Source organism: Sphingobacterium prati (assembly GCF_013167215.1).
Lineage (GTDB): Bacteria > Bacteroidota > Bacteroidia > Sphingobacteriales > Sphingobacteriaceae > Sphingobacterium > Sphingobacterium prati.
Genome location: NZ_JABJWY010000034.1, coordinates 973,278 through 995,646, shown reverse-complemented (window position 1 = coordinate 995,646; position 22,369 = coordinate 973,278). Strand labels below are relative to the sequence as shown.

23 protein-coding genes are annotated in these 22,369 nt (G+C 42.1%); 20 read left to right on the top strand and 3 right to left on the bottom strand.

Annotated elements, in window-relative coordinates; genetic code table 11:
- Nucleotides 1-222: 222 nt before the first annotated feature.
- Complete coding sequence (gene katG / locus HPC41_RS14560; protein WP_172394691.1) at nucleotides 223-2,502, top strand: catalase/peroxidase HPI; 2,280 nt, start codon at nucleotides 223-225, stop codon at nucleotides 2,500-2,502.
- A gap of 407 nt (nucleotides 2,503-2,909) precedes the next feature.
- Here the strand turns inward: katG and HPC41_RS14555 are convergent, their stop codons facing one another.
- Entirely contained in the window at nucleotides 2,910-3,647 is a 738-nt protein-coding gene (locus tag HPC41_RS14555) for a YqjF family protein (RefSeq protein ID WP_216660756.1), read from the bottom strand.
- A gap of 692 nt (nucleotides 3,648-4,339) precedes the next feature.
- Here HPC41_RS14555 and HPC41_RS14550 point away from each other — a divergent pair.
- The 19 genes from HPC41_RS14550 to HPC41_RS14460 all read left to right on the top strand — a co-directional run bounded on the left by HPC41_RS14550 (nucleotide 4,340) and on the right by HPC41_RS14460 (nucleotide 20,421).
- Complete coding sequence (locus tag HPC41_RS14550; RefSeq protein ID WP_172394690.1) at nucleotides 4,340-4,684, top strand: hydrogenase maturation nickel metallochaperone HypA/HybF; 345 nt, start codon at nucleotides 4,340-4,342, stop codon at nucleotides 4,682-4,684.
- Nucleotides 4,685-4,696: 12 nt separating this feature from the next.
- On the top strand, nucleotides 4,697-5,425 hold the full coding sequence (gene hypB / locus HPC41_RS14545) for a hydrogenase nickel incorporation protein HypB (protein WP_172394689.1): 729 nt from the start codon (nucleotides 4,697-4,699) through the stop codon (nucleotides 5,423-5,425).
- A gap of 84 nt (nucleotides 5,426-5,509) precedes the next feature.
- The gene (locus HPC41_RS14540) at nucleotides 5,510-5,995 is read left to right on the top strand and encodes an urease accessory protein UreE (protein WP_172394688.1); all 486 of its coding nucleotides are present in this window, start codon (nucleotides 5,510-5,512) and stop codon (nucleotides 5,993-5,995) included.
- Nucleotides 5,985-6,986, top strand: a complete 1,002-nt coding sequence (locus tag HPC41_RS14535) for an ABC transporter substrate-binding protein (RefSeq protein WP_172394687.1) — start codon at nucleotides 5,985-5,987, stop codon at nucleotides 6,984-6,986. The genes HPC41_RS14540 and HPC41_RS14535 overlap by 11 nt, the downstream gene beginning before the upstream one ends.
- Nucleotides 6,987-7,015: 29 nt before the next feature.
- Nucleotides 7,016-7,999, top strand: a complete 984-nt coding sequence (locus HPC41_RS14530) for a FecCD family ABC transporter permease (RefSeq protein WP_288808558.1) — start codon at nucleotides 7,016-7,018, stop codon at nucleotides 7,997-7,999.
- Nucleotides 7,996-8,823, top strand: a complete 828-nt coding sequence (locus HPC41_RS14525) for an ABC transporter ATP-binding protein (RefSeq protein ID WP_172394685.1) — start codon at nucleotides 7,996-7,998, stop codon at nucleotides 8,821-8,823. Before HPC41_RS14530 ends, HPC41_RS14525 begins: the two co-directional genes overlap by 4 nt.
- A 72-nt stretch (nucleotides 8,824-8,895) precedes the next feature.
- Nucleotides 8,896-9,477 carry a GNAT family N-acetyltransferase gene (locus tag HPC41_RS14520; protein WP_216660755.1) on the top strand — a complete coding sequence of 194 codons (582 nt, stop codon included), beginning with the start codon at nucleotides 8,896-8,898 and terminating at the stop codon, nucleotides 9,475-9,477.
- 204 nt (nucleotides 9,478-9,681) lie between these two features.
- Entirely contained in the window at nucleotides 9,682-12,120 is a 2,439-nt protein-coding gene (locus HPC41_RS14515; protein ID WP_216660754.1) for a TonB-dependent receptor, read from the top strand.
- A gap of 113 nt (nucleotides 12,121-12,233) precedes the next feature.
- Entirely contained in the window at nucleotides 12,234-12,644 is a 411-nt protein-coding gene (locus HPC41_RS14510) for a hypothetical protein (protein WP_172394684.1), read from the top strand.
- A 159-nt stretch (nucleotides 12,645-12,803) separates the two neighbouring features.
- Nucleotides 12,804-13,106 (top strand): urease subunit gamma, encoded by a 303-nt coding sequence (ureA, locus tag HPC41_RS14505; RefSeq protein ID WP_077435612.1) that lies wholly within the window; start codon nucleotides 12,804-12,806, stop codon nucleotides 13,104-13,106.
- Nucleotides 13,107-13,126: 20 nt separating this feature from the next.
- The gene (ureB, locus tag HPC41_RS14500; RefSeq protein WP_077435610.1) at nucleotides 13,127-13,501 is read left to right on the top strand and encodes an urease subunit beta; all 375 of its coding nucleotides are present in this window, start codon (nucleotides 13,127-13,129) and stop codon (nucleotides 13,499-13,501) included.
- Nucleotides 13,498-15,219 (top strand): urease subunit alpha, encoded by a 1,722-nt coding sequence (gene ureC / locus HPC41_RS14495; RefSeq protein ID WP_172394683.1) that lies wholly within the window; start codon nucleotides 13,498-13,500, stop codon nucleotides 15,217-15,219. The genes ureB and ureC overlap by 4 nt, the downstream gene beginning before the upstream one ends.
- A gap of 155 nt (nucleotides 15,220-15,374) precedes the next feature.
- On the top strand, nucleotides 15,375-15,959 hold the full coding sequence (locus tag HPC41_RS14490) for a hypothetical protein (protein ID WP_172394682.1): 585 nt from the start codon (nucleotides 15,375-15,377) through the stop codon (nucleotides 15,957-15,959).
- A gap of 9 nt (nucleotides 15,960-15,968) precedes the next feature.
- Nucleotides 15,969-16,514 carry an urease accessory protein UreE gene (locus tag HPC41_RS14485; protein WP_172394681.1) on the top strand — a complete coding sequence of 182 codons (546 nt, stop codon included), beginning with the start codon at nucleotides 15,969-15,971 and terminating at the stop codon, nucleotides 16,512-16,514.
- 13 nt (nucleotides 16,515-16,527) lie between these two features.
- Nucleotides 16,528-17,217 (top strand): urease accessory protein UreF, encoded by a 690-nt coding sequence (locus HPC41_RS14480; RefSeq protein WP_172394680.1) that lies wholly within the window; start codon nucleotides 16,528-16,530, stop codon nucleotides 17,215-17,217.
- Nucleotides 17,218-17,228: 11 nt separating this feature from the next.
- A complete protein-coding gene (gene ureG, locus HPC41_RS14475) occupies nucleotides 17,229-17,867 on the top strand; it encodes an urease accessory protein UreG (RefSeq protein ID WP_172394679.1) in 639 nt (212 codons plus the stop codon).
- A 2-nt stretch (nucleotides 17,868-17,869) separates the two neighbouring features.
- Nucleotides 17,870-18,661, top strand: coding sequence for an urease accessory protein UreD (locus HPC41_RS14470; RefSeq protein ID WP_172394678.1), 792 nt, complete (start codon nucleotides 17,870-17,872; stop codon nucleotides 18,659-18,661).
- 42 nt (nucleotides 18,662-18,703) lie between these two features.
- Nucleotides 18,704-19,594, top strand: a complete 891-nt coding sequence (locus tag HPC41_RS14465) for an urea transporter (protein WP_172394677.1) — start codon at nucleotides 18,704-18,706, stop codon at nucleotides 19,592-19,594.
- A gap of 26 nt (nucleotides 19,595-19,620) precedes the next feature.
- Nucleotides 19,621-20,421, top strand: coding sequence for a DUF2490 domain-containing protein (locus HPC41_RS14460; RefSeq protein ID WP_172394676.1), 801 nt, complete (start codon nucleotides 19,621-19,623; stop codon nucleotides 20,419-20,421).
- Here the strand turns inward: HPC41_RS14460 and HPC41_RS14455 are convergent.
- Together HPC41_RS14455 and HPC41_RS14450 are read right to left on the bottom strand one after the other, a co-directional pair.
- Complete coding sequence (locus HPC41_RS14455) at nucleotides 20,418-21,305, bottom strand: helix-turn-helix domain-containing protein (protein ID WP_120258486.1); 888 nt, start codon at nucleotides 21,303-21,305, stop codon at nucleotides 20,418-20,420. The genes HPC41_RS14460 and HPC41_RS14455 overlap by 4 nt on opposite strands.
- A gap of 475 nt (nucleotides 21,306-21,780) precedes the next feature.
- Complete coding sequence (locus HPC41_RS14450; protein ID WP_172394675.1) at nucleotides 21,781-22,311, bottom strand: DUF1572 family protein; 531 nt, start codon at nucleotides 22,309-22,311, stop codon at nucleotides 21,781-21,783.
- Nucleotides 22,312-22,369 lie beyond the last annotated feature (58 nt).

Below are 22,369 nucleotides of genomic sequence, written 5' to 3'. Positions count from 1 at the left end.
AAGAAGGGCGTTTTTTGTTTTAAAATTGTCGTGGACTTAAAAAAAGAATTTAAATGCTGTATATGTAATATATTATAGTGCTGGTATTTCATTATAGATTATGACTATATCGTATCGAATCATTCAATGAGCAGGGGCGTCTGTATTTGTTTATTTTTATGAAAGTAAAAGTCAAACAATTTTAACATTTAAAATATTATATAAAATAAACTTTCTTTTTATATGGACAACAACGAAAAAGACATTAGCAAATGCCCATTTCACAATGGAACTATGCGTAACTCCGTTGCGGGGGGAGGAACACAAAATCAAGATTGGTGGCCGGATAGGCTTCGTGTGGATCTTTTGAGGCAGCATGCGGCAAAATCGAATCCTATGGATGAAGGTTTTGACTATGCTGAAGCTTTCAAACAATTGGATCTGCAAGCTGTTAAAAAGGATTTACATGTTTTGATGACCGATTCACAGGATTGGTGGCCAGCAGATTTTGGACATTATGGTCCTTTGTTTATCCGGATGGCTTGGCATAGTGCCGGTACCTATCGCGTGAGTGACGGTCGTGGTGGTGCAGGCTCGGGGCAGCAGCGTTTTGCTCCATTAAATAGTTGGCCGGACAATGTTAGCTTGGATAAAGCCCGTCGACTGTTGTGGCCGATCAAACAAAAATACGGCAAGAATATTTCATGGGCCGATTTATTGATCCTGACGGGTAATGTGGCCTTGGAATCTATGGGGTTTAAAACTTTTGGCTTTTCGGGGGGACGTGTGGATGCTTTTGAACCGGAACTGGATGTATATTGGGGATCGGAAAAAACTTGGTTAGGTGGTGATGTACGTTATACGCATGGTTCTGAAGGCGTGGTTGAATCTCATGGTGTCCTATCTGCGGATGATGATGCCGACGGTAAGCAACATTCGCGTGACCTTGAAAAACCTCTGGCAGCTGTGCAGATGGGCTTAATCTATGTGAATCCGGAAGGACCAGATGGAAATCCAGATCCTATTGCAGCAGCAAAGGATATCAGGGATACTTTTGGGCGCATGGCGATGGATGATGAGGAAACTGTTGCGCTAATTGCTGGAGGGCACACTTTTGGAAAGACACACGGTGCCGGGCCAGCAGATAACGTCGGTAAGGAACCCGAAGCTGCTGGAATTGAGCAACAAGGACTTGGATGGAAAAGTAGTTATGGTACCGGAGTAGGTACAGATGCGATTACCAGCGGTCTCGAAGTTATATGGACGCAGAAACCGACAGAATGGACCAATCTCTTTTTTAAAAATCTTTTTGAAAATGAATGGGAACTTACGAAAAGTCCTGCAGGTGCCCATCAATGGGTAGCAAAAGGAGTGGAAGCAACTGTTCCCGATCCCTTTGATCCGAATAAAAAGCGTAGACCAACTATGTTGACAACGGATCTGTCTTTGCGTTTTGATCCTGTTTACGAAAAGATTTCCCGTAAATTCTACGAAGACCAGGATGCGTTCGCCGATGCTTTTTCGCGTGCATGGTTTAAACTAACACACCGCGATCTAGGGCCACGTGAACGTTATCTTGGAGCTGAAGTACCTAGCGAAGAATTGCTATGGCAAGACCCTATTCCAGCCGTAGATCATGTATTGGTCGACGAACATGATATTGAAGGCTTAAAATCTACTATTTTGGCTTCAGGTCTTAGTATCGCGGAATTGGTGACTACGGCATGGGCTTCGGCCTCCACATTCCGCGGGTCGGATATGCGTGGTGGAGCAAATGGAGCCCGTCTTCGCTTGGCGCCACAACGATATTGGCAGGTTAATAACCCAACGCAATTGCAAAAAGTGCTAACTGTGCTGGAGCAGATCCAACAGGATTTTAATGGCAAACAACAAGGCGGTAAAAAGGTGTCGTTGGCCGATTTAATTGTCCTTGGCGGTGCAGCAGCGATCGAACAAGGAGCAAGAGCAGGTGGACATGCGCTAAAGGTTCCGTTTAATCCGGGACGGATGGATGCTTCTCAAGAACAGACTGATGTAGATTCAATGGGGTACCTTGAACCTATTGCAGATGGATTTAGAAATTATCGAAAAGGGTCTTACACCGTCTCGACTGAATCATTATTGATTGATAAGGCGCAACTTTTGACTTTATCTGTTCCGGAATTGACTGTTTTAATTGGTGGTATGCGTGTATTACAAGCTAATTTTGATGGTTCTCAGACAGGTGTTATGACGGAACGACCGGGACAATTGACTAATGACTTTTTTGTGAACCTATTGGATATGCGGACCGCATGGACTGCGATCTCTCCGGACCGTGAACTTTTTGAAGGAACAGACCGTAAATCGGGCGCAAAGAAATGGGTTGCGGGACGTGCGGATCTGGTTTTTGGTTCAAACGCTGAATTAAGAGCAGTTGCAGAAATCTATGGTAGTGCTGATGCACAAGAGAAATTTGTGAAGGATTTTATTAGAGCTTGGAACAAAGTGATGGAATTAGATCGTTTTGATTTACATCGATAATTTACTTGAACTGCAAATCATTCAACTATCGCCCGACACATACAACTGTCTTAAAATTGACGTGTATGTTTCTTAGAGGCTAGGGCGTAGCAGGGTAAAATTCCGCCAGAAAGCTGAAAAATCTTTTTGGCGGAATTTTACCCTTTGTTTTTGTTGATTTGAATAAATATTTTTTCGAAAGTTGTCTAATGGTTCTACGGGCTGATTTTGGAACACCTTATTTGTTCTCCTAAATTTAAAGGAAAAACAAATTTTCTTGAGAAGTTTTTGCGATTGCTTAAGGAAACGGGATACCCCCATGAGGGGGAAACAAATCCCCTTGAGGAGATTTTGCGATCCCCTAAAGAAACGTCTGTCCTCTAAGGGGATCGCAAATGGAAAAAATGGCTATTATGTTCAATGTTTAATCAAAATGTCGGACGTATCACTTTGGCTCCCCAGGCCAAGACAGGTACTCCGGGTGAATAATGTATACAGTCAATATTTTCGCTATGCAGATGAATATCACCTGTTTTATAGTTCATTTGGCATTCTTGTAGCTGCACAGAAAATAAGGGCCATTCAGGATGGTGAATTTCAAACCGGTATAGCCCATTTGATTTGTCCAGGTAAAGGCAATAGCGTTCAGTAAGCCAGTTATCGAGGCTGGATTTTACCTGAACTTCCTCGGTAACTTTAAACACTGTTTTCAAGCTAAAGTTCTTTTTGTCATTCAGGTTTCGATATCCCGCCATATCACGCAAAATACTTGATTTTTCGTAAGGCAGACCAGACAGTTTTTTTGCGACCAATGCCGATAAACCTTTACTTGCTTCGATATTGATAAAATAAACCCCTTTTTTTCCTTCCTGATCGACATAGGTACGAACATTGATTTCATGAAATTCCGATATAGGCGGAAAGGGGGGCAACATTCTGGGGCGGATATTTTTCATTTTGAAAGCGACCAAAGAAACATAACATTTATCCTCATGCCGATCGATATTCAACTGAGCGGGAACTAATGGTTTGAGTACTTCGTAGTCGACTTGAAAATGTAAAAAGAAGACATCTAGCCATTCCTGATAATACTGCCAGGGGCCTACTGGAAGAGGCCATGGGCGATGATTATAATTTTGTAAAATGGTTTTAATGCTTTGTGCCAAAATCGTCAATTTATACCTCTAAGGTTATTTTAATCTCGCTTTAACCAAATTTTAATTTAATATATGAAGAATTATGGAATTTTCTTTGGGATTTTCCGATTTTGTGTAATAAAATTCAAGATTTGTGCTACTTTTTGTTATTTGATCGATAGTAACTTTGTATTGTTTTCAAAAAGAAACTTGTTACTTTGTTAGTTTGCAGCTATGTGGAAGCATTTAATTTTTCTAATTACAGTTCTGTTTGTTTCATTTAAAAATTTAAATGCAAACAGTATTGTACTGAAAAGTGATAGTTTTCAATCCGCGTGCTTTTCCTCAAAAACTGATCCGAATATTGCAAACATTCTACCTTCAACCCTCCATCAGATAAACAATTCAGATTTAGATCCTTTATATCCAGTTCTGCAATCTATTGCAGAACTGGATGTGGAGAACAATCAGGATTGGTTAACGGATCGTTGGGTAATTATGGTTAATTTGCTTTGGCATGAACTACAGCCATCTGCATTGCAGAATGACTATTGTTATCAACACATTTTGGATATAGAACCAATTCCCATCGCGAGGTTCTTGCTTTTCGAGCAAATAAAAATTCCATTTTAGAGACTTTTGAGCTTGCTATTCGGATAGAGGAGCCCAAAAAACGTAATTTCTTTTCCAAATTTATTTTATTGATTTCTTAAAATATACCCATGCACGAGCTAAGTATAGTAAAGGATATCTTCGATACCCTGACCTCGCATTATGAGACTAGAGTGGATGATATCCAGAAAATCCAGGTGACAGCAGGACTATTGTCCAATGTGCAGCCTGTATTGATCCAAAATGCCTTTGACGCATTTATCACAGAAAACACCCATTATCGGGATATGGAAATGGAGGTTGTGGTCAATGATATCATCGCCTATTGTGAACACTGTCAGCAAAATTTTTCAGTTCATTTTCACCGCTTTGTCTGCGACTGTGGACAGCCTTCTAGTACAATTGTGCAAGGAAATGAACTCTATATATCAAAAGTAATTTTTAAACAAGATTAAAAATCATTTATCATGTCAGACAATACTCAAAATCCTAAAAGTTTAGGTAACCGTGTCGGTTCAGTACAATGTGAAAATACAACTCTACATTTATTAAAGGCAAATGATTACGTCGCAAAGAGCATCCGTGACAGACTGAAAGATGTCTGCGTGATTAATGTATGTTCTTCTCCGGGTTCAGGTAAGACAACCTTGATGCAGGAGACTGGAAAGCGCCTTTCTGAGGATCTAAACATCGCAGTTTTAGTAGGAGACCCTGAAACGGAGCGTGATGCTATACGTATGCGTGAGGTTGGGATCAACGCTTTGCAAATTGTTACCGGTGGTATGTGCCATATTGAAGCTCAAATGATTTTACAGGCTTTGGATCATATTGATATTGAAGGTATTGATTTGTTGTTTATCGAAAATGTCGGAAACTTATTGTGTCCTTCTGCTTTTGATTTAGGTGAAGACTATCGGGTCACTTTATTGGCGACAACTGAAGGTGATGATAAACCAAAAAAATACCCACGCATGTTTTTGACAAGCGAATTGATGCTCGTGTCGAAAGCTGACTTATTACCTTATGTACCTTTCTCCGTAGATGCCGTAACAAAAGATGCACGTGAAGTCAATCCAAACCTGGAAGTGATCACGATCAGTACCTTGAATGGGGACGGCCTAGATAGCTGGTGTGACTGGTTAAAAGAGAAAGTCCAGCTGAAAAAGGAGCAACAGAAAGTAGTGGAAGCGAAATAAGAAATGCATAATATGAGGTCAACGATCGGGTTATACGGCTGTTGACCTCATCGCGGAAGCATAAACGAAATATCTAATATAAAAATGAATAGATTGCCTGTAACGATAGATACAATTGTGTCCCATCCCGAAACTCTACCTCACGCTGATCAGGTAGATCGGGTATACATCGAATGGTTTGAAATTAATAAACGACGTTTGACCAGAAATACCTTGGCTGGTAATACCATCCTGATGGAACTGGAGCAGGGGCAGGAGTGGCATCATGGAGACGAGCTGTATCACAATGACGAACTGCAGGCAATCGTCACCGTTAAGCCGACTTTGGCGATCAGGTTTAACCCTTCGGATTTGGTTCAACTGGCGGATTTCGGTTATTTCGTCGGTAACCGGCATCTACCGATATTCCAGGTGGATCAGCTCCAGTCTCTCCATTTGCCCTACGATGGTCGACTCTATGAGCAAATTGCGGCGAAATATGGCGCGTCTGTCCAATTGGAGGAAGCGGTATTGCTGTCTGAAAATCGGATTCGCCAGCAGCTAAAGAATAGCAGAAAGCATGAAAATTAAAATATATATAGTGCTGTTGTCCCTAGTCTTGCTTGTATGCTTACAAGCTTGCCAAAACCAACAGTCCAATGCAAGTAAAAATGGGGTGAAGGCCATAGATAGCCGCGGCAAGGATATCACATTGGAGCGACCAGCCCAACGTGTTGTTGTCCTGTATCCCTCTCTGGTGGATGAGGTTTATATGCTACAGGCCAGTGATCGATTGGTTGGAATTCCTGAGCAAGTCTATCAAATGGAAGATACCTATACTTTTCTATCGAAACTAGACCCACGCATCGTTCGAAAAAGTATCGCTACACCAACTTTTGGTGGCCAGGCCAACAATGTAGAAAGCATCGTAAGCCTCAACCCGGATCTTGTCCTGACATTTAATACTGATCAGGATAATATCACACAGCTGGAAAACTTGGGTATTCCCGTCTTCACTTGTTCATCGAAAGATGAAATCAGTATTTTTAACGAATTGATCGGAATGGGAACGCTTTTAGATAAGAAAGCACGGGCTGAGGAAATTGTAAAATTTGTCGGCGATGAGGTCAAAAAGATGTCAGCTCCTGTAGGTCAACTGCAAAAGAAGGTCTATTATGCCTGGTCAAAAGGGCGTGTACTTTCGACCTCGGGAAGAGGTAGCCTCATCGATATGGCCATCCGCCTATCGGGGGCGACAAATGCCTGTCCCTTGGAAATGGAGGCGCCAAATGTAGGGGCTGAGACGATCTATAAGTGGAATCCCGATCTCATGATTCTATGGAATTCCAAAAGTTCTGATGTTTATAATCTGAAAGAACTGGCCGCACTGCCTGCTGTAAAAAATAAACAGGTATTTGTGATGTCACCTTCCTTTCCTTTTGATCCACATACTGTGAAATTTATGCTCTTCGCCAAACAGGTACGGCATTGGTGTTTCCCGAGTTATACCAAGGAGCAACTCGATCAGGATATGACAGTGGCTTTTGAAAAATTATACGGTAAAGCGGGGCTTCTGCAATGATACTTCAATTGAAAAAACTGTTACTGCTAGTGATATTGCCATTATTGCTACTCCTGCTTTCATTATTGATCGGTTCAAGTCAGCATATTGGTCTTATTGAACTCTGTCAACGTATCGGATTGGAACTAGGGCTTTATAAAGGAAATGATGCGACGGTATTGATGGGTAGTATGGATACCATTTTATGGCAAGTACGTTTACCACGGATTTTATTGACTTTTATGGTCGGTGCTGCTCTTGCCTCATCTGGAGGAACCTTACAAGCTATTTTTCGGAATCCTATTGTAGATCCATTTACGTTGGGAATATCTTCAGGTGCTGCTTTCGGTGCCGCCTTAGCCATGCTGTTTCCACTCTTGTCCGTCAATGTCTCGGCATTCCTTTTTGGTGTCTGTGCTGTGGCCTTGACGTACTTTGTATCCAATGCCGGTTTAAAAACTTCCATCATTGGGATGGTTCTGGCAGGAATGGTTATTTCAGGGGTATTTACGGCAATGCTTACCCTTTTACAATATATCAGTGATCCTTATAAATTGCAGGCTATTGTGCAGTGGACAATGGGAAATCTCCATACCGCCTCCTGGTCAAAAGTGCAGAACGCTTTTTTACCGATAGTGATCGGATTGATCATACTGATCTTATTACGTTGGAAATTGAATTTGTTGGCATTGGGAGATCAGGAAGCAATTGCGGTGGGAGTGAATCCAAAACTCCTGAAATTGGTGATGATCGGGGTTGCGACCATGATCACCGCATCAGCTGTTGCTGCGGTAGGCGTGATCAGCTTATTTGGACTCATTGTCCCGCATATCAGCCGCATGATTTTTGGCCCCAACAATAATATTGTCGTATGGGCGAATATCAGTATCGGTGGGACATTCCTGTTATTGATCGACGATTTTTCCCGTGCAGTCATGCCTTTCGAAATTCCGATAGGGGTATTTACTATGATTATTGGCGCTCCACTCTTTATCTACCTGATGCGCCGGAACGAAATTAACTGGAACTCATGAGCAAATCCATCCATATCAAAAACCTATCTTTTGCCTATGGTAAGGATACTATTTTGCGGGACGTCAATGTGTGCTTTCCGGAAGGAAAGCTTTCGGTTATTCTGGGCCGGAACGGTAGCGGTAAGTCGACCTTGTTCAATGTTATTGCCGGATTGGAGAAACACTATCAGGGATCGGTATTGATCGGTGAAACGGAACGTAGAAACTGGAAGGTTGGTAAATCAAATGCGCTTAAACTGGGTTTCTTAAACCAGTTTCATCAGACGACTTTCCCTTTTCAGGTGGCGGATGTTATTTTAACAGGACGTGCATCATTCTCCCGCTTTTCCCCGCGCCCTGAAGATTTTGAGGCTGTGGATGCAATTCTGGAGAAATTTAATCTCACACATTTAAAGCATAAGTCTTATACTTCCTTATCAGGTGGAGAGCGGCAGCTGGTCTTGCTTTGTCGGGTATTGGTGCAACAGCCTGATCTGTTGCTTTTGGATGAACCGACAAACCATCTTGACCTGAACTATCAGATTGCAGTTTTGCAGGCCGCTAAAGAACTGGTCAGGGAGGGAGCAACGGTGCTCTGTGTGATGCACGACCCCAATATGGCCTATCTTTTTGGCGATCACTTTTATTTGATGCAAGACAATACACTGGTGAATCTACAAGGAATGGACAGCGAGCAGGTTCGGAAAGTATTGGAACAGACCTATGAGTTGCCATTGATCAGTTTGGAAAACCAAGGGAAATGGATGTTTGCACCCATGCTTCATACGCATGACCGGGCATCGCTAAAATCTCTTGAATTGGATGGAATACATAATAAGCGCTAAGTTGTTGTAAGCAATCGGCCAAGAAGGTTACAGATCCATTTGACGGTATAGACGCTAAAAAACGAAAATAGTATGAATAAAACAGGCATGCAAAGAACTGATCTAATCAGCAATATCGTGATAAGTACAGTCACTGTCCAAGATCTGGAAACGGTGTTACCCTACGTTATTGAATTTCGGAAACAGCTGTTTCCCATGCTTGACCCGCAAAAGATTCCCCGCGATCTGCGGAGCTTTAAACAGCTGTATCTGGATGAACAAGCAGGAACATTTCTTCAGGCAAGGGACAGTAATGGAAAACTGGTCGGTGTGATCGGTATGCTCGCTTATGACTATCGTTTCCTGCATCTGGATTTAGACGCGCGGAAGACTGTCGAGGTCGCGCGTCTTTTTGTGGACTCCGATTATCGTCGTTCGGGACTTGGAACAGCACTTTTTCGCCAGTTGACAACGGTGGCCAAGGAGAAAGCGGTCGAAAGACTTTACTTACACACCCATCCTTTTCTGGAGGGAGCCCATGAATTCTGGTTAAAACAAGGATTCCTCTGCAAAGACTTTTGTGATGAAAGCGGTTTTCCAACTCTTCACATGGAACTTTTAATAGGAAAAACCTACAACCCAGAATATGCATTGGAAATGGAAATATCAAAATAGTTTAGCAGATGGGCTAGCTGTTTAAATTTAACACCATTGATTTATCGACTTTATGCTGCGCAATAACAGGACCTAAGGTTGGTTGGCTGCCTTTAAAAATGGCAATGAAATAAATCATAAAGTCAGCATGAGCTAGTGAATGCGATGGCTACATGTGAGTTTTAAATAGGACAAGCTCGAGCTGATCGATTAAAAATTTTATAGATGAAAAACACAATGAAAGCACTCGCTTTCGCATTATTGGCAAGTGCTGTCACACCAGTGGCTGTTTACGCCCAACAGAGCTTTATGATTTTTGGGAAGATCCAGGATGAAAACGGAAATCCAATTCCAGGAGTGACTTTGACACTTGAAAACCAGGGACAAAAGATCAGTACTGCCACGAATGGCGAATTTGCTTTTACGACAGCGACAACCTTTCCGGTACAATTGCGTGCCGAAGCGATCGGCTATAAATCACAGCTTATCCGTATTGATGAGAAGACCTGGAATCCGAAAAAAGGAATCCGGTTCATAATGGAAGAGGGTAAGAGGACCCTGGATGAAGTATTGGTAACCGGCCGTCGTAATAATTCCTATTTGACAAATAATATGGAATTGGGGGGCAAGTTCGCTGGCAAACTGAAAGACTTACCTCAATCCATTGCCGTATTGAGCAAGGAATTTATTGAAGATAAGCAAGCCTTTACAACGGGAGCACTGGTGCAGGACCTGGCAGGTGTGACCGAGGCGTCATCTTATGATGATGTGGTGATCCGTGGTTTTAAAAGCGGTTATGAAACTGGAGTCCGTTTGGTGAATGGTCTACGTTCGGGCTATGGTTACGGCAATAGTTATTATAATTCCCCGCTAACCATCAATCTTGAAAATCTTGAGGTGCTGAAAGGCCCCGGAGCTTCCCTATTTGGCGACATTGTACCCGGTGGTACCATCAATATGACGACGAAAAAGCCTTTGGAAGATTTTAAAGGTTATGTCAGTTTTGCTGCCGGAAGCTTTGAAACGATGCGCACCACAATAGATCTGGGCGGTCCGTTGGATCGTGCAAAACGAATTCTATATCGTTTTAATGCAGGTTATGAGGATACCAAAACCTTTCGTGATGTGAACCGTCAAAAACGGATGATGCTGGCACCTTCATTTACATTTAAGCCCGCTGCAGGGACAACCGTAGACATCGATGTGGTATACAATCAATTCAACGGTTATCTGGATCGGGGAATGGGAATAAAGGAAAATAACTTTTATGCCCTGCCACGTTCGTTTACTTTAAGTCAGCCTTCTGATTTCTATAACTCCAAGACTTTTTCATTGAGTGGACGATTGACGCAAAGACTGGCGGAAAATGTGAGCCTGAACCTGAGCTATATGAAATCCATCTATCAGGAAGATGTCAACGAGCATCGTACGCTAAATACTTTTGCGGATGCCCCACATAACACCATCATGAATATGCGTTTCTTTGACCGTCATGGTCGCGATTATACCGATAATGTCGTCGGATATATCAAATGGGATCTGCTAGGGGATAAAATTGACCAGCATATTGTTGCTGGGGTCGACTTCGCACAGTATCGTGGTGATAAAGAAAATCAGTTACGGGAAGCTAGACAGCAAACTGTGGATGGCAAAGTGGTGCCATTGACTTTTGACCTGAACAACCCGACCTATTCCACACATGATCTGACCAACTACGTCTGGCGTACACAGGTCGCTTATCCTTTTTTGAGTCCCTATAAAACGACCGGTAAATACATACAGGATCAGATTAGCATCGCGGATCGTCTGAAATTAATTGTGGGGTTGAGGCATGAACATTATTCTTCGGAAACTATTGATGGACAGAATCGCTTCCATGCTACACAAAATGCCTTGTTGCCCCGTTTCGGTCTGACTTATGGAATCAACAAGCAGATTAATTACTTCGCAAGCTACTCGCAGGGCTTTGTACCGGTAGGCGCTAATTTTATCCAGAACTATAAAGACTATGGTGCGGACAAAGCTTTTGAAGCGGAACGCAGTTTTCAAATTGAAACAGGGCTAAAAACGGGCTTTTTTAAGGATCAGCTGCAAATGGATCTTTCCTTGTTTCAGATCGAGCGTAGAAATATGCTGATTGCGACAGGGACAATCAATGATTCGGGATTGCCGGAGTATCGACAATCTGGAAAAGCGTTGTCGCGGGGAGTTGAGTTGGATGTCCGCGGGCAGCTGACCAAAGAATTCCAGGTGATGGCAAATTATACGTTTAACCATACCGAAGTGAAGGCCTCTTCTGTTGCTTCTGAAGTCGGGCAGGCGCTACCGGGAGCACCTAAAAATATGGCCAGCGCCTGGTTAAAATATGTATTCTCCAATACTTCCTTAAAAGGACTTGGCTTTGGTGCCGGTGTTTATTATGTTGATAGCAAACGCATGGACAATAGTATTGGGAAGGATAGCGAAGGAAATGCCCTTTGGGGACAATGGCCTTCTTATACGACAGTTAATGCGGCGGCTTATTATCATATCGGTGCCATGAAAATGGCGCTTAACCTAAACAATGTATTTAATAAGTATTATTTTTTAGGGGGATTTGACTATACACGTGCCTTTGTAGGCGCGCCAAGAAATATTATGGTTTCAATTGGATATTCCTTTTAACTAAAAAAAGCAATCAAAGCAGGCTTTTCGACAAATTTAGACTATTTAATTCAAGATTTGTACTAGTGATTGGCCTGCTTTGGTTGTAAATTTGAACAACAAATAATAGGATTGTGAATACAATGATTAGGCATAGTTTAGTTTTTTTAGTTTTTCTTTTGAGCGTCCTGCTCCTGAAAGGAATGCCTATTTCTGAACAGCTTAAAATTCATAATTCCTCGGGTACCTATCTCGGTTTGTCCAGCACCCATAAACAAATTGACAAAAGTGCCGATCAACCCGAACGGGAAAATGTAGTTGCCGCTGTACACGATCATGACCTTTATGATATCAGTGAACAGGTCGACTTAAAAGATGAATGGAGTAAGCTCCTCGGTTTGACCGTATTGTATATTTGTCTTTTTATATTTTGCTATCCTGTATGTCTCAACATGCGGAATAACAGAACACCTTACATGGATCGATTGGTCCTACCACCAAAATACATTCTTTTCCAAAGTTTAAAGATCCCATTTCAGGGATAATCCTTTCCTTTTCTTACAACGCTGAGAACTGAAACGCTATGCCGTAAGCTTTTGCTATGGGCTTCGTTTATCAGGTTTTTTGAACGATTTTTTAAAGTCGTCGGGGCTTGTACTGACTTGTTTTCGACTGAAATAACAACAATTTAAATAATATTTTATATGCATTTATTACCTAGAGAGACAGAGAAGCTATTGCTTCATCTTGCCGGTGAACTAGCGAAAAAACGTAGAGCTAGAGGACTTAAACTTAATTATCCGGAGTCTATTGCATTGATCAGCAGTGAGCTTCTGGAAGCTGCACGTGATGGCCGTACGGTGGCTGATTTAATGCAGTATGGTGCGACATTATTGACACGTGAAGATGTCATGGAAGGTGTGCCTGAAATGATTCACGATGTGCAGATTGAGGCGACTTTTCCGGATGGTACCAAATTGGTGACTGTTCATAATCCGATTCGATAATTGTTAAAAACAGAATTTTTATGATTCCAGGAGAATTTTTTATAGCGGATGGCCATGTCATCTGTAATGAAGGTAGAGAGGTTACGACGATTACCGTAACAAACACAGGAGACAGACCAATTCAGGTAGGTTCACATTTTCACTTCTTTGAAGTGAACAAGATGATGGAATTTGACCGTGCAAAAGCTTTTGGCAAGCGATTGAATATTATCGCAAGTACAGCGGTGCGTTTTGAACCGGGAGAATCCAAAGATGTAGAATTGGTTCCTTATGCAGGTGCCAGAAGAATCTACGGGCACAACGACTTGGTAAACGGTGATACCGAAACCGAAGTCGCGAAAGAAAATGCAATGAAAAAAGTGAAAGAACAAGGCTTTAAAAACAAAGTATCATGAGTTTAAAAGTTAGCAAAGTAAATTATAGTGCCATCTTTGGTCCGACAAGTGGCGATAAAATCCGTTTAGGCGATACCGATATCATTATCGAAGTTGAAAAGGACTACGCTTATTATGGCGACGAAGCAAAATTTGGTGGTGGTAAGACCGTACGTGACGGTATGTGTCAATCTTCGGTTCACACGCGTGATGAAGGTACCTTGGATATGGTGATCACAGATGCTATTGTGATTGACCACTGGGGAATTGTGAAAGGTGATATCGGTATCAAGGATGGTAAGATTGTGGGTGTCGGCCGTGCTGGAAATCCGGACACCATGGATAATATTACGCCAAATATGATTATTGGTGCTTCTACTGAAGTGCATGGTGGATCTGGCTATATCCTAACACCGGGGGGTATTGATACTCATATTCACTATATCAGCCCTACACAGGTCGAAACAGCCTTATATAGTGGTATTACCACCATGATCGGGGGTGGTACCGGTCCAGCGGACGGAACAAACGCAACCACCGTAACACCAGGAAAATGGAATATCCGTCGTATGATGCAAGCGGTGGAAGATCTACCGATGAACTTTGGCTTCTTTGGAAAAGGAAATGTGGGAACTGAACAACCTATTGTTGAGCAGATTGAAGCCGGAGCCTTGGGGGTTAAAATTCACGAAGACTGGGGAGCAACACCCGCAACAATTGATAGAGCATTAACGGTAGCTGATAAATACGATGTACAGGTTGCCATTCACACCGATACATTAAATGAAGCGGGTTTCTTAGAAGATACGATTCAGGCAATCAACGGTCGTGTAATCCATACCTTCCATACAGAAGGTGCCGGTGGTGGTCACGCTCCGGATATTATCAAGTCGGCAATGTATCCAAATGTATTGCCAGCTTCCACAAATCCGACACGTCCATTTACAAAAAATACGATTGATGAGCACTTGGATATGTTGATGGTTTGTCACCACTTGAGTAAGGAAATTCCTGAAGATGTAGCTTTTGCCGATTCACGTATCCGTCCAGAGACAATCGCTGCTGAAGATGTATTGCAAGATCGTGGTGTATTCAGCATCATGAGTTCTGATTCACAGGCAATGGGTCGTGTAGGCGAGGTTATCACACGTACCTGGCAGACAGCAGACAAAATGAGAAAACAAGTCGGTCCGCTACCTGAAGACGAGGGAAAAAACAACGATAACTTCCGTGCACGTCGTTATGTCGCAAAATATACAATCAACCCGGCGATTGCACATGGTATCTCAAAATACGTAGGTTCTATTGAACCGGGTAAAATCGCCGATATGGTCATCTGGCGACCAGCCTTGTTTGGTGCTAAACCGGAAATGATTATCAAAGGTGGTATGATCATCGCGTCCAAAATGGGAGATGCCAACGCATCCATTCCTACACCACAACCGATTATCTTACGTACAATGTTCGGCGGATTGGGAAAAGCTGTGCATCATACCTGTTTCAACTTTGTTTCCAAGATTTCATTCGAAAACGGCATTAAAGAGGAATATGGCTTAGCAAAAGGCTTGCTTCCTGTAGAAAACTGTCGAAATATCTCCAAAAAAGATATGATCCACAACGATGCTACGCCCGAAATTATCGTTAATCCGGAGAACTATGAAGTAAGTCTGGATGGAGAAATTTTGCGCTCACAGCCGATTGATACCGTTTCGTTAGGACAGTTGTATTTCTTGTTTTAATCTGAATGGTGACTACCATGGCTTGATCTTGCATTAGGTCATAACACATGAAAAACACATGAATAAAACGGTCATGGGCATAAAGTATGCTAGTGATAACTGGACGAAATAAGGCTCATGATCGTTTTATTGCCCTTAAAAACAACGATATAGCAATGAAAAATTTAAAAACATTTTTGGGATGTTGTCTGGCAATAGTATGCTTTTCGATACAATCGGCTTCTGCTCAAAAAGGCGGAATCATGCTGTATGGTTCGCTTAATTACCATGAAACGACCGCTGGACACCAATTTAGTGCAGCACCAGTGGGCGTAGGCTATTTTTTTAATGACAACATGAATGTGGGGATAAATTATGGGTTCAACAATGCCTATACGAAGGCGCTTGACTTTACAGATCACGCCCATGAAGTTGGTCCATTCTACAGCAACACCTGGCCGTTAGGAGAACATTTTATGTTGATCGGTCAAGTAGACGCTCATTACATCTGGGGCGACCAGCATGTTGTTAATGCATCCGGAGGAATGGTGGATGGAAGCTACAACGGTTTCCTGTTCAGAGTGTATCCGTTGGTGGGTATTGACCTTGGAAAAGGTTGGGCTTTGAAAGCAAAAGTTGCGGAGCTCTCTTACAAGAAGAAACATGGCAAGGATGCTGTTATTCCAAATGATCACGAAGTGATTACAGGAATCAATGGCTCAACGGTGGGATTGGGATTGTCAAAAAATCTATTTTTTTAAAGCGCGAAAATGATTATCACAGAAATCACAAGGAATATCAATCGCGAGCAGACCAATAAGCGTCATGATCTGCTTTCGATTGAATGGTATGAATCCACCAAACGTATTCAACGTCTTCGTACAGCGGAGGGAATGGATATCGCTGTAAAATTATTGGGCAATACTTCCTGCTTGCAGGACGGCGATATCCTGTATGAAGATGAAGAAAAAGTAGTTGTGGTTACCATCAGACCTTGTGAAGTTATCAAAGTGATGGCAATTGATTTTCTTCAAATTGCTTTTGTCAGCAGTGAAATCGGAAACAAACATTTGCCTCTATTCGTAGAGGCAAATGAATTGCTGATGCCCTACGAACGCTCCATGTACGAGTGGTTGGCAAAAAATGGATTTGACCCTGTGTGCTGTATGGACCAGCTGCTGAACCCACTCCACGCAAACGTAGACCCGAAGCATCATCAAAAGTTGAAATTTTCGACAAAAAATATTCCGCTGTTCATTCAGGAGCAAGAGGATACTGGTATTGCGTCGACGGTCACATCAATAAATAATGAATAAATAATTTATGTCAATGAAAAATACTTTTCTGGGCAAGTTGCTCCATCTCGCAGATCCGACGCTACCGATCGGTGGATTTACCCATTCAAATGGGCTGGAAACCTATGTGCAGCAAGGCTTGGTCTGTGATAAAGCAACTACTGACAACTATGTCCGCCATAATTTATGGTATAATCTAAAGTATAACGATGCTGCCTTGATGAAATTGGCTTACGAGGCCACCACCTCCGAGGATTTAAATGCATTGATCGCTTTGGATCAGGAGTGTACAGCATTGAAGAGTCCAAAAGAGATCCGGGAAGCCAGTAAAAAACTGGGCGTACGCATTTACAAAATATTTAGCCGTTATCAACAACAGGATTTTGTTGTTGCCTGGGGCAAATTGATTCAGAAAAAGGAAGTAGATAGCCACTATTGTTTGATGTATGGTATGCTGGCTTCGCTATTGGAAATTCCTTTGGAAGAAGCATTACATGGCTTTTATTACAATGCCGCCATCACCATGGTAACGAATGCCGTGAAACTCGTGCCACTCGGACAGCTCGATGGTCAGGATGTCCTTTTTGGCCTACATGATGATATAATCGAGCTCTGTCACGAGACTTTAGCCGTTGAACGAAATTTAGTGGGGCTGTGCAATATCGGATTTGATATCCGCTGCATGCAACACGAACGATTATATTCTCGAGTTTATATCTCTTAAAATCAAATATAATGGAAAATAGAAAATATGTTAAGATCGGTGTCGGCGGTCCTGTGGGCTCCGGCAAAACAGCGTTATTGGAAAGATTGAGCAGACGTCTGATGAATGAATTGGATCTGGCGGTTATTACAAATGATATCTACACCAAAGAAGATGCGGAATATATGGCAAAAAATAGCTTACTACCTCGCGAACGTATTATCGGTGTTGAAACAGGAGGTTGTCCACATACCGCCATACGTGAAGACGCGAGTATGAATCTGGAAGCTGTAGACGAACTGGCTAGCCGTTTTCCCGATCTGGAACTTATTTTGATCGAAAGCGGGGGCGATAACCTGACTTCGACCTATAGCCCGGATCTGGCAGATATCACCATTTTCGTCATTGATGTCGCTGAAGGTGAAAAAATGCCACGTAAAGGTGGTCCTGCGATTACACGTTCGGATCTGTTATTGATCAACAAGAAAGATTTGGCGCCTTATGTGGGGGCGAGCTTGGAGGTCATGGAACATGATGCCCGTATGATGCGCAAAGGTGCGCCATTTTTGTTCTCCAATTTGAAAACTGGCGACGGTCTGGAAGAGATTGTGGGCTGGATCAAGAAATATGCATTGCTTCAAGATATTGAAGAACCTAATTTACTTCGTTAATTATGATTTGTTCTTTAGCCGTCAAAATAGCACATCGTGAAGGGAAATCCTTTATGAAGGATGCTTATGTCACTCAGCCTTTTCGCATTGTCCCTGTCGGTCAATATCAAAAAGATAACGCGGCTTATTTGATGATCATGAGTTCCTCACCGGGATTATTGGATGGTGATGATCATCAGATCAAAATTGATATTGCGCCGGGAGCAAAATTGCAGTTGCAGACGCAGGCTTATCAGCGTCTGTTTCATATGAAGGGGCATTCTTCGCAGACAATGCAGGTGACTCTGGGCGAAGATTCCGTGTTTTCCTATGTCCCGCATCCAGTGGTGCCACAGCATTCCTCTCATTTTTTGAGTCACAACATTATCCACCTTGCTTCCAATTGTCATCTACTACTGAGTGAAATCGTGACCTGTGGGAGGAAAATGTCGGGGGAGGAATTTCAGTACAATCATTTTCAGAACCTGACCGAATGTTATGTAAATGGTCGACTGGTAGTAAAAGATAATGTGCTGTTACAACCGGACCGTATGCCCATTCAGGGACTGGGTATTCTGGAAGGATATACCCATCAAGGGACGCTGATCTATCTGAATAGTGCCGGGTTAAGTCCAGATGAATGGATCGAAGCATTTTATGAGAAATATGGGGAAACCAAGGATGTTGCCTTTGGTATCAGTGCTTTGCAACATGATGGTTTTATCGTGCGTGTGCTGGGTTATGGTGCTGAGCAACTTTACCTTCTTTTTAAAGAGATGCAAAGTGCTTTGTGGGAAAAATTATTCCTGAATTAAATAACGGGGACTGAATACGATTTTTAAATAACAAATTATTCTATGAAAAATAACATCCTGGCTTTTATTAAAGCTGTTTTTAAGGGATTTGGACAGATTATGTTACAGGGTAACGTCTGGACTGGTATCCTGTTTATTGGGGCTATTATTTATGATTCCGCACTCATGGGATTTGCTGGGATCCTGGCTAATCTTGTCGGGGTAATCACAGCGAAATTGATGAAGTTTGACGAGGACCATATCAATGATGGGCTCTTTGGATTTAATGCCACATTATATGGGATTGCACTGGTCTTTTATTTTCAGGCTAATATCTGGGTATGGACCTCCTTGATTGTCGGTTCTGCATTGACCACGATTTTAATGGGCTTTGCACTGAAGAAAAATATTCCTGTATTTACCTTTCCTTTTATCATGATCACCTGGATTGCGCTATATGTATTGAGTATTCCAGAATTGGCTTTACGGACAGTTCCAGAGCACTTTGTGGATATTGAGGAAATGGACGATTTCCTTATCGAGGGGCATGCCTTCGGTCAGGTTATTTTTCAGGGTAGCTTAATTGCGGGATTGATCTTTTTCATAGGCGTTTTTATCAGTAAGCCAATCGCGGCGTTATATGCCTCTGCCGCTGTAATTATTAGCGTTTATATCTCGCATCATGGGCATGAATCAACCGATATGACCAACAACGGGATCTTTAGTTTCAATGCAGTTTTATGTGGGATTGCTTTGAGCGGGCAACGCGTTAGAGATGGCATTTATGTACTCATTGCGGTTATTATAGCAACCTATTTTGACCATTGCATGATCCACAATGGTTGGACGACCCTAACGTTTCCTTTTGTGGTCGCGATGTGGGCAATGGAGCCTGTCAAACGACTGGACAATTGGTTGGTGGCTAAATTTTCTGCGACAGCGGAGACTTCCTAGTCTTTTTTTTACTAAAATTTTATCTGATGTTGAAATTTCGTTTCATAAATCTATTCCCAATAATACTCTTATTGGGAATTCATATAAACACCGTATATGGGCAGGTAAGTCCGCCAGGGCTCGGTAAAGCCAAAACGGCCTCCTGGTCGGTGTTGGGCCTGCGACGCAAGTTGGACAGTGCCGGAACAAAGGAAGCACTGACCTATATCGGACTAGGAACCAAAAGTACACCCGACGACTCCAATCCTTTTCATAAGCAGGCCATCTGGGTGTTGAATCATGAGGTCTATCACAAATTTGCGCCGAATCAGCAATATAGCTATGCGCTGAGCTACAGACGTCAAAATGTGTCTGATGAAAAAGCACCCTACCACAATGTGGGAGTTGAACAGGAATTCCGATTGTATGGACGTTATGCATATACCTTTAAGCTCGCTGAGCGCTGGAAATGGAAAAATACACTACGACAGGAGTTCCGGAAATTTTTTACGGCAGACTTTCACAAAGCGGAAGAGAATTTTCAGTTTAGGACCCGGCTGAAATCGCAGGTGAATTTTAAAATATCCGATAAAAATAAGCAGGAACTGGCACTGAGTGCTGAAGGTCTTTTTGCGATCAGTAAACTGAATGAACCGGATGCCTTGTCGAGCTTTGGTTACAAGGAAACACGTTTGGGTTTTTACTATATGACAGATATTCCAAAGACAGCATTACGATTAGATGTTGGCTATATGAATGATCTGATCAAGGGCTACGATCAGGTGGATTTTGGGGTACATTATCTGGCGGTTGACCTTATTTGGAACCTGCCTTACCATAAACATTAGTCTGCCATAAACTTATGTTTGCGATAATCACTGGGTGAATACCCGGTGATTTTTTTAAATAGCCTGGTGAAATAGGAGGGCGATTGGAATTTCAATTCAAAAGCAATCCCCGCAATATCTCTCGTGGCGTCCTGCAGGAGGATCTGGCTATGTAGAATACTGATTTCTGTAATCCATTGCTTGGGGGGCTTATTGGTTGCCTCCTTCACACATTTGTTCAGGTAGTTTTCGGAGATATGCAATAGATTGGCGTAAAACAAGACATTTTTATGGTCAATATGGAACTTTTGGACATATTCCCGAAAGCGAAATGCAATATCCAGTTGCCTGCTCATCGGTGCCTTGGTTTCAATATCCGATTTGATGACCTTCAATAAGATGCACTGCATCATCGAAATACATACCTCCATCACGCGACCTTCGGTAAAAAGCTCTTCCTCCAAAAGAATCAGCATTTGCTGAATCCAATGGGCAACATGTGGTTTTAACGTAGTGAAGGGATGGGAATTGAAAAATTTGATGTCATTGATCCCAAGTTCGATATCAGTGACAATTTCGTTTTCATAAACCACAAAAAAACCTTCAACATCATCTGATATCGCCAATGTTGCGGTGATATTACCCTGCTTGATATTGATGACTTGGTGTTCAGTCAGTGTATAAGAGGCAGATTCCAGGTGTTGAGTCAGGGAACCTTTCGTTACGAAAATTAGAAAATTAAAGGTAGTACGATAGGGAATGACCGGCATTAAAATGCTCCGCAGATAATTTTCAATTCGATAAACCTGGATTTTACTTTCGTTAAATAGGTTATGCTCAGAAACATCAGGTAAGAATAACTTTTTATACTCGTAATTATTGATGATCTTAATCGAATTTTTCATCGGTATAAATTTTGTTTATTCATTAATCAATTTTCTCTTTAAGGCATTCATGCCGCCTTCGGCGGTTTCAATTGTGATGAAGCTATCAGATTTATTCATCGAGTGTATGTTTAAATGGTATTCATGAGCTCGTTTTGCTCGGTTATTCAACCCCCAGTGTGATTAAATAAATCATGATGGTTTCATCTGTAAAATTATTATTTATCCCTATTTATGCTCAAGTGGATCAATGAGCTTCCGACACATGAATTTATTTAATCGTCCTAAACAAGCTAATTTCCAGAACATCGGATCGTTTCGGAACTAGCGCTGGTAGATCGTACAAATATAATCAAATGTTTGCTAAAGAAAGTCTAAAACAGTACCATCCATGTAACGTTTTAAACAGATTTATAGTCTGTCATCGCGATTGAAAAAGAGCAGAAAGAAATGCCGCCCAATTGTTTGTTGGGCAGCGGAAACTGATAGCTATATATTATCCATTTTTGCTTTGGCCAAATTTTTCTTGGTTAAAATCTGCAGATTTTCCTTTTGGAATGGATAGTGAAGTCCATTGCTCATCCTGGCACATTTTTCCGATGTAAACGATCTGCCCTACGTGATAAGGGTAGTGGGCAAGTTGGCGGTGGATGGCTGCCAATACGGTATGTCCTTCTCCGCGGATAAAAACTGTTTTCGTCAGGTCTTGCTCATTTAAAGATTCAAGTGCTTGAAATAAACAATCCCAACCTTCGTTCCATAGTGTAATCATTTGTGCTCTGCTCATCTCGGTAGGCTCGAATTCCATATCCCGGTTTCTTCCCTCTTTTTCTCCGTCCGAATGTAGAAAGTCCGTCCAACGCGAAAGCATATTCCCATGGAGGTGTTTCACAATGAGGGCAATACTGTTGCTGGAAGGGTTGAATTGCCAGAACAATTGCTCATCACGCAATTGAGCGAAAGTCTTGTCTCCCAAAGATTTGAATTCATGAAATTGCTTGAGGCTACTTGCTAAAAAATTATCCATTGGATTGTGTGTTATTTGTGCTTGTGTTTCTTAGCACAAGATACGAAAATATCAAATG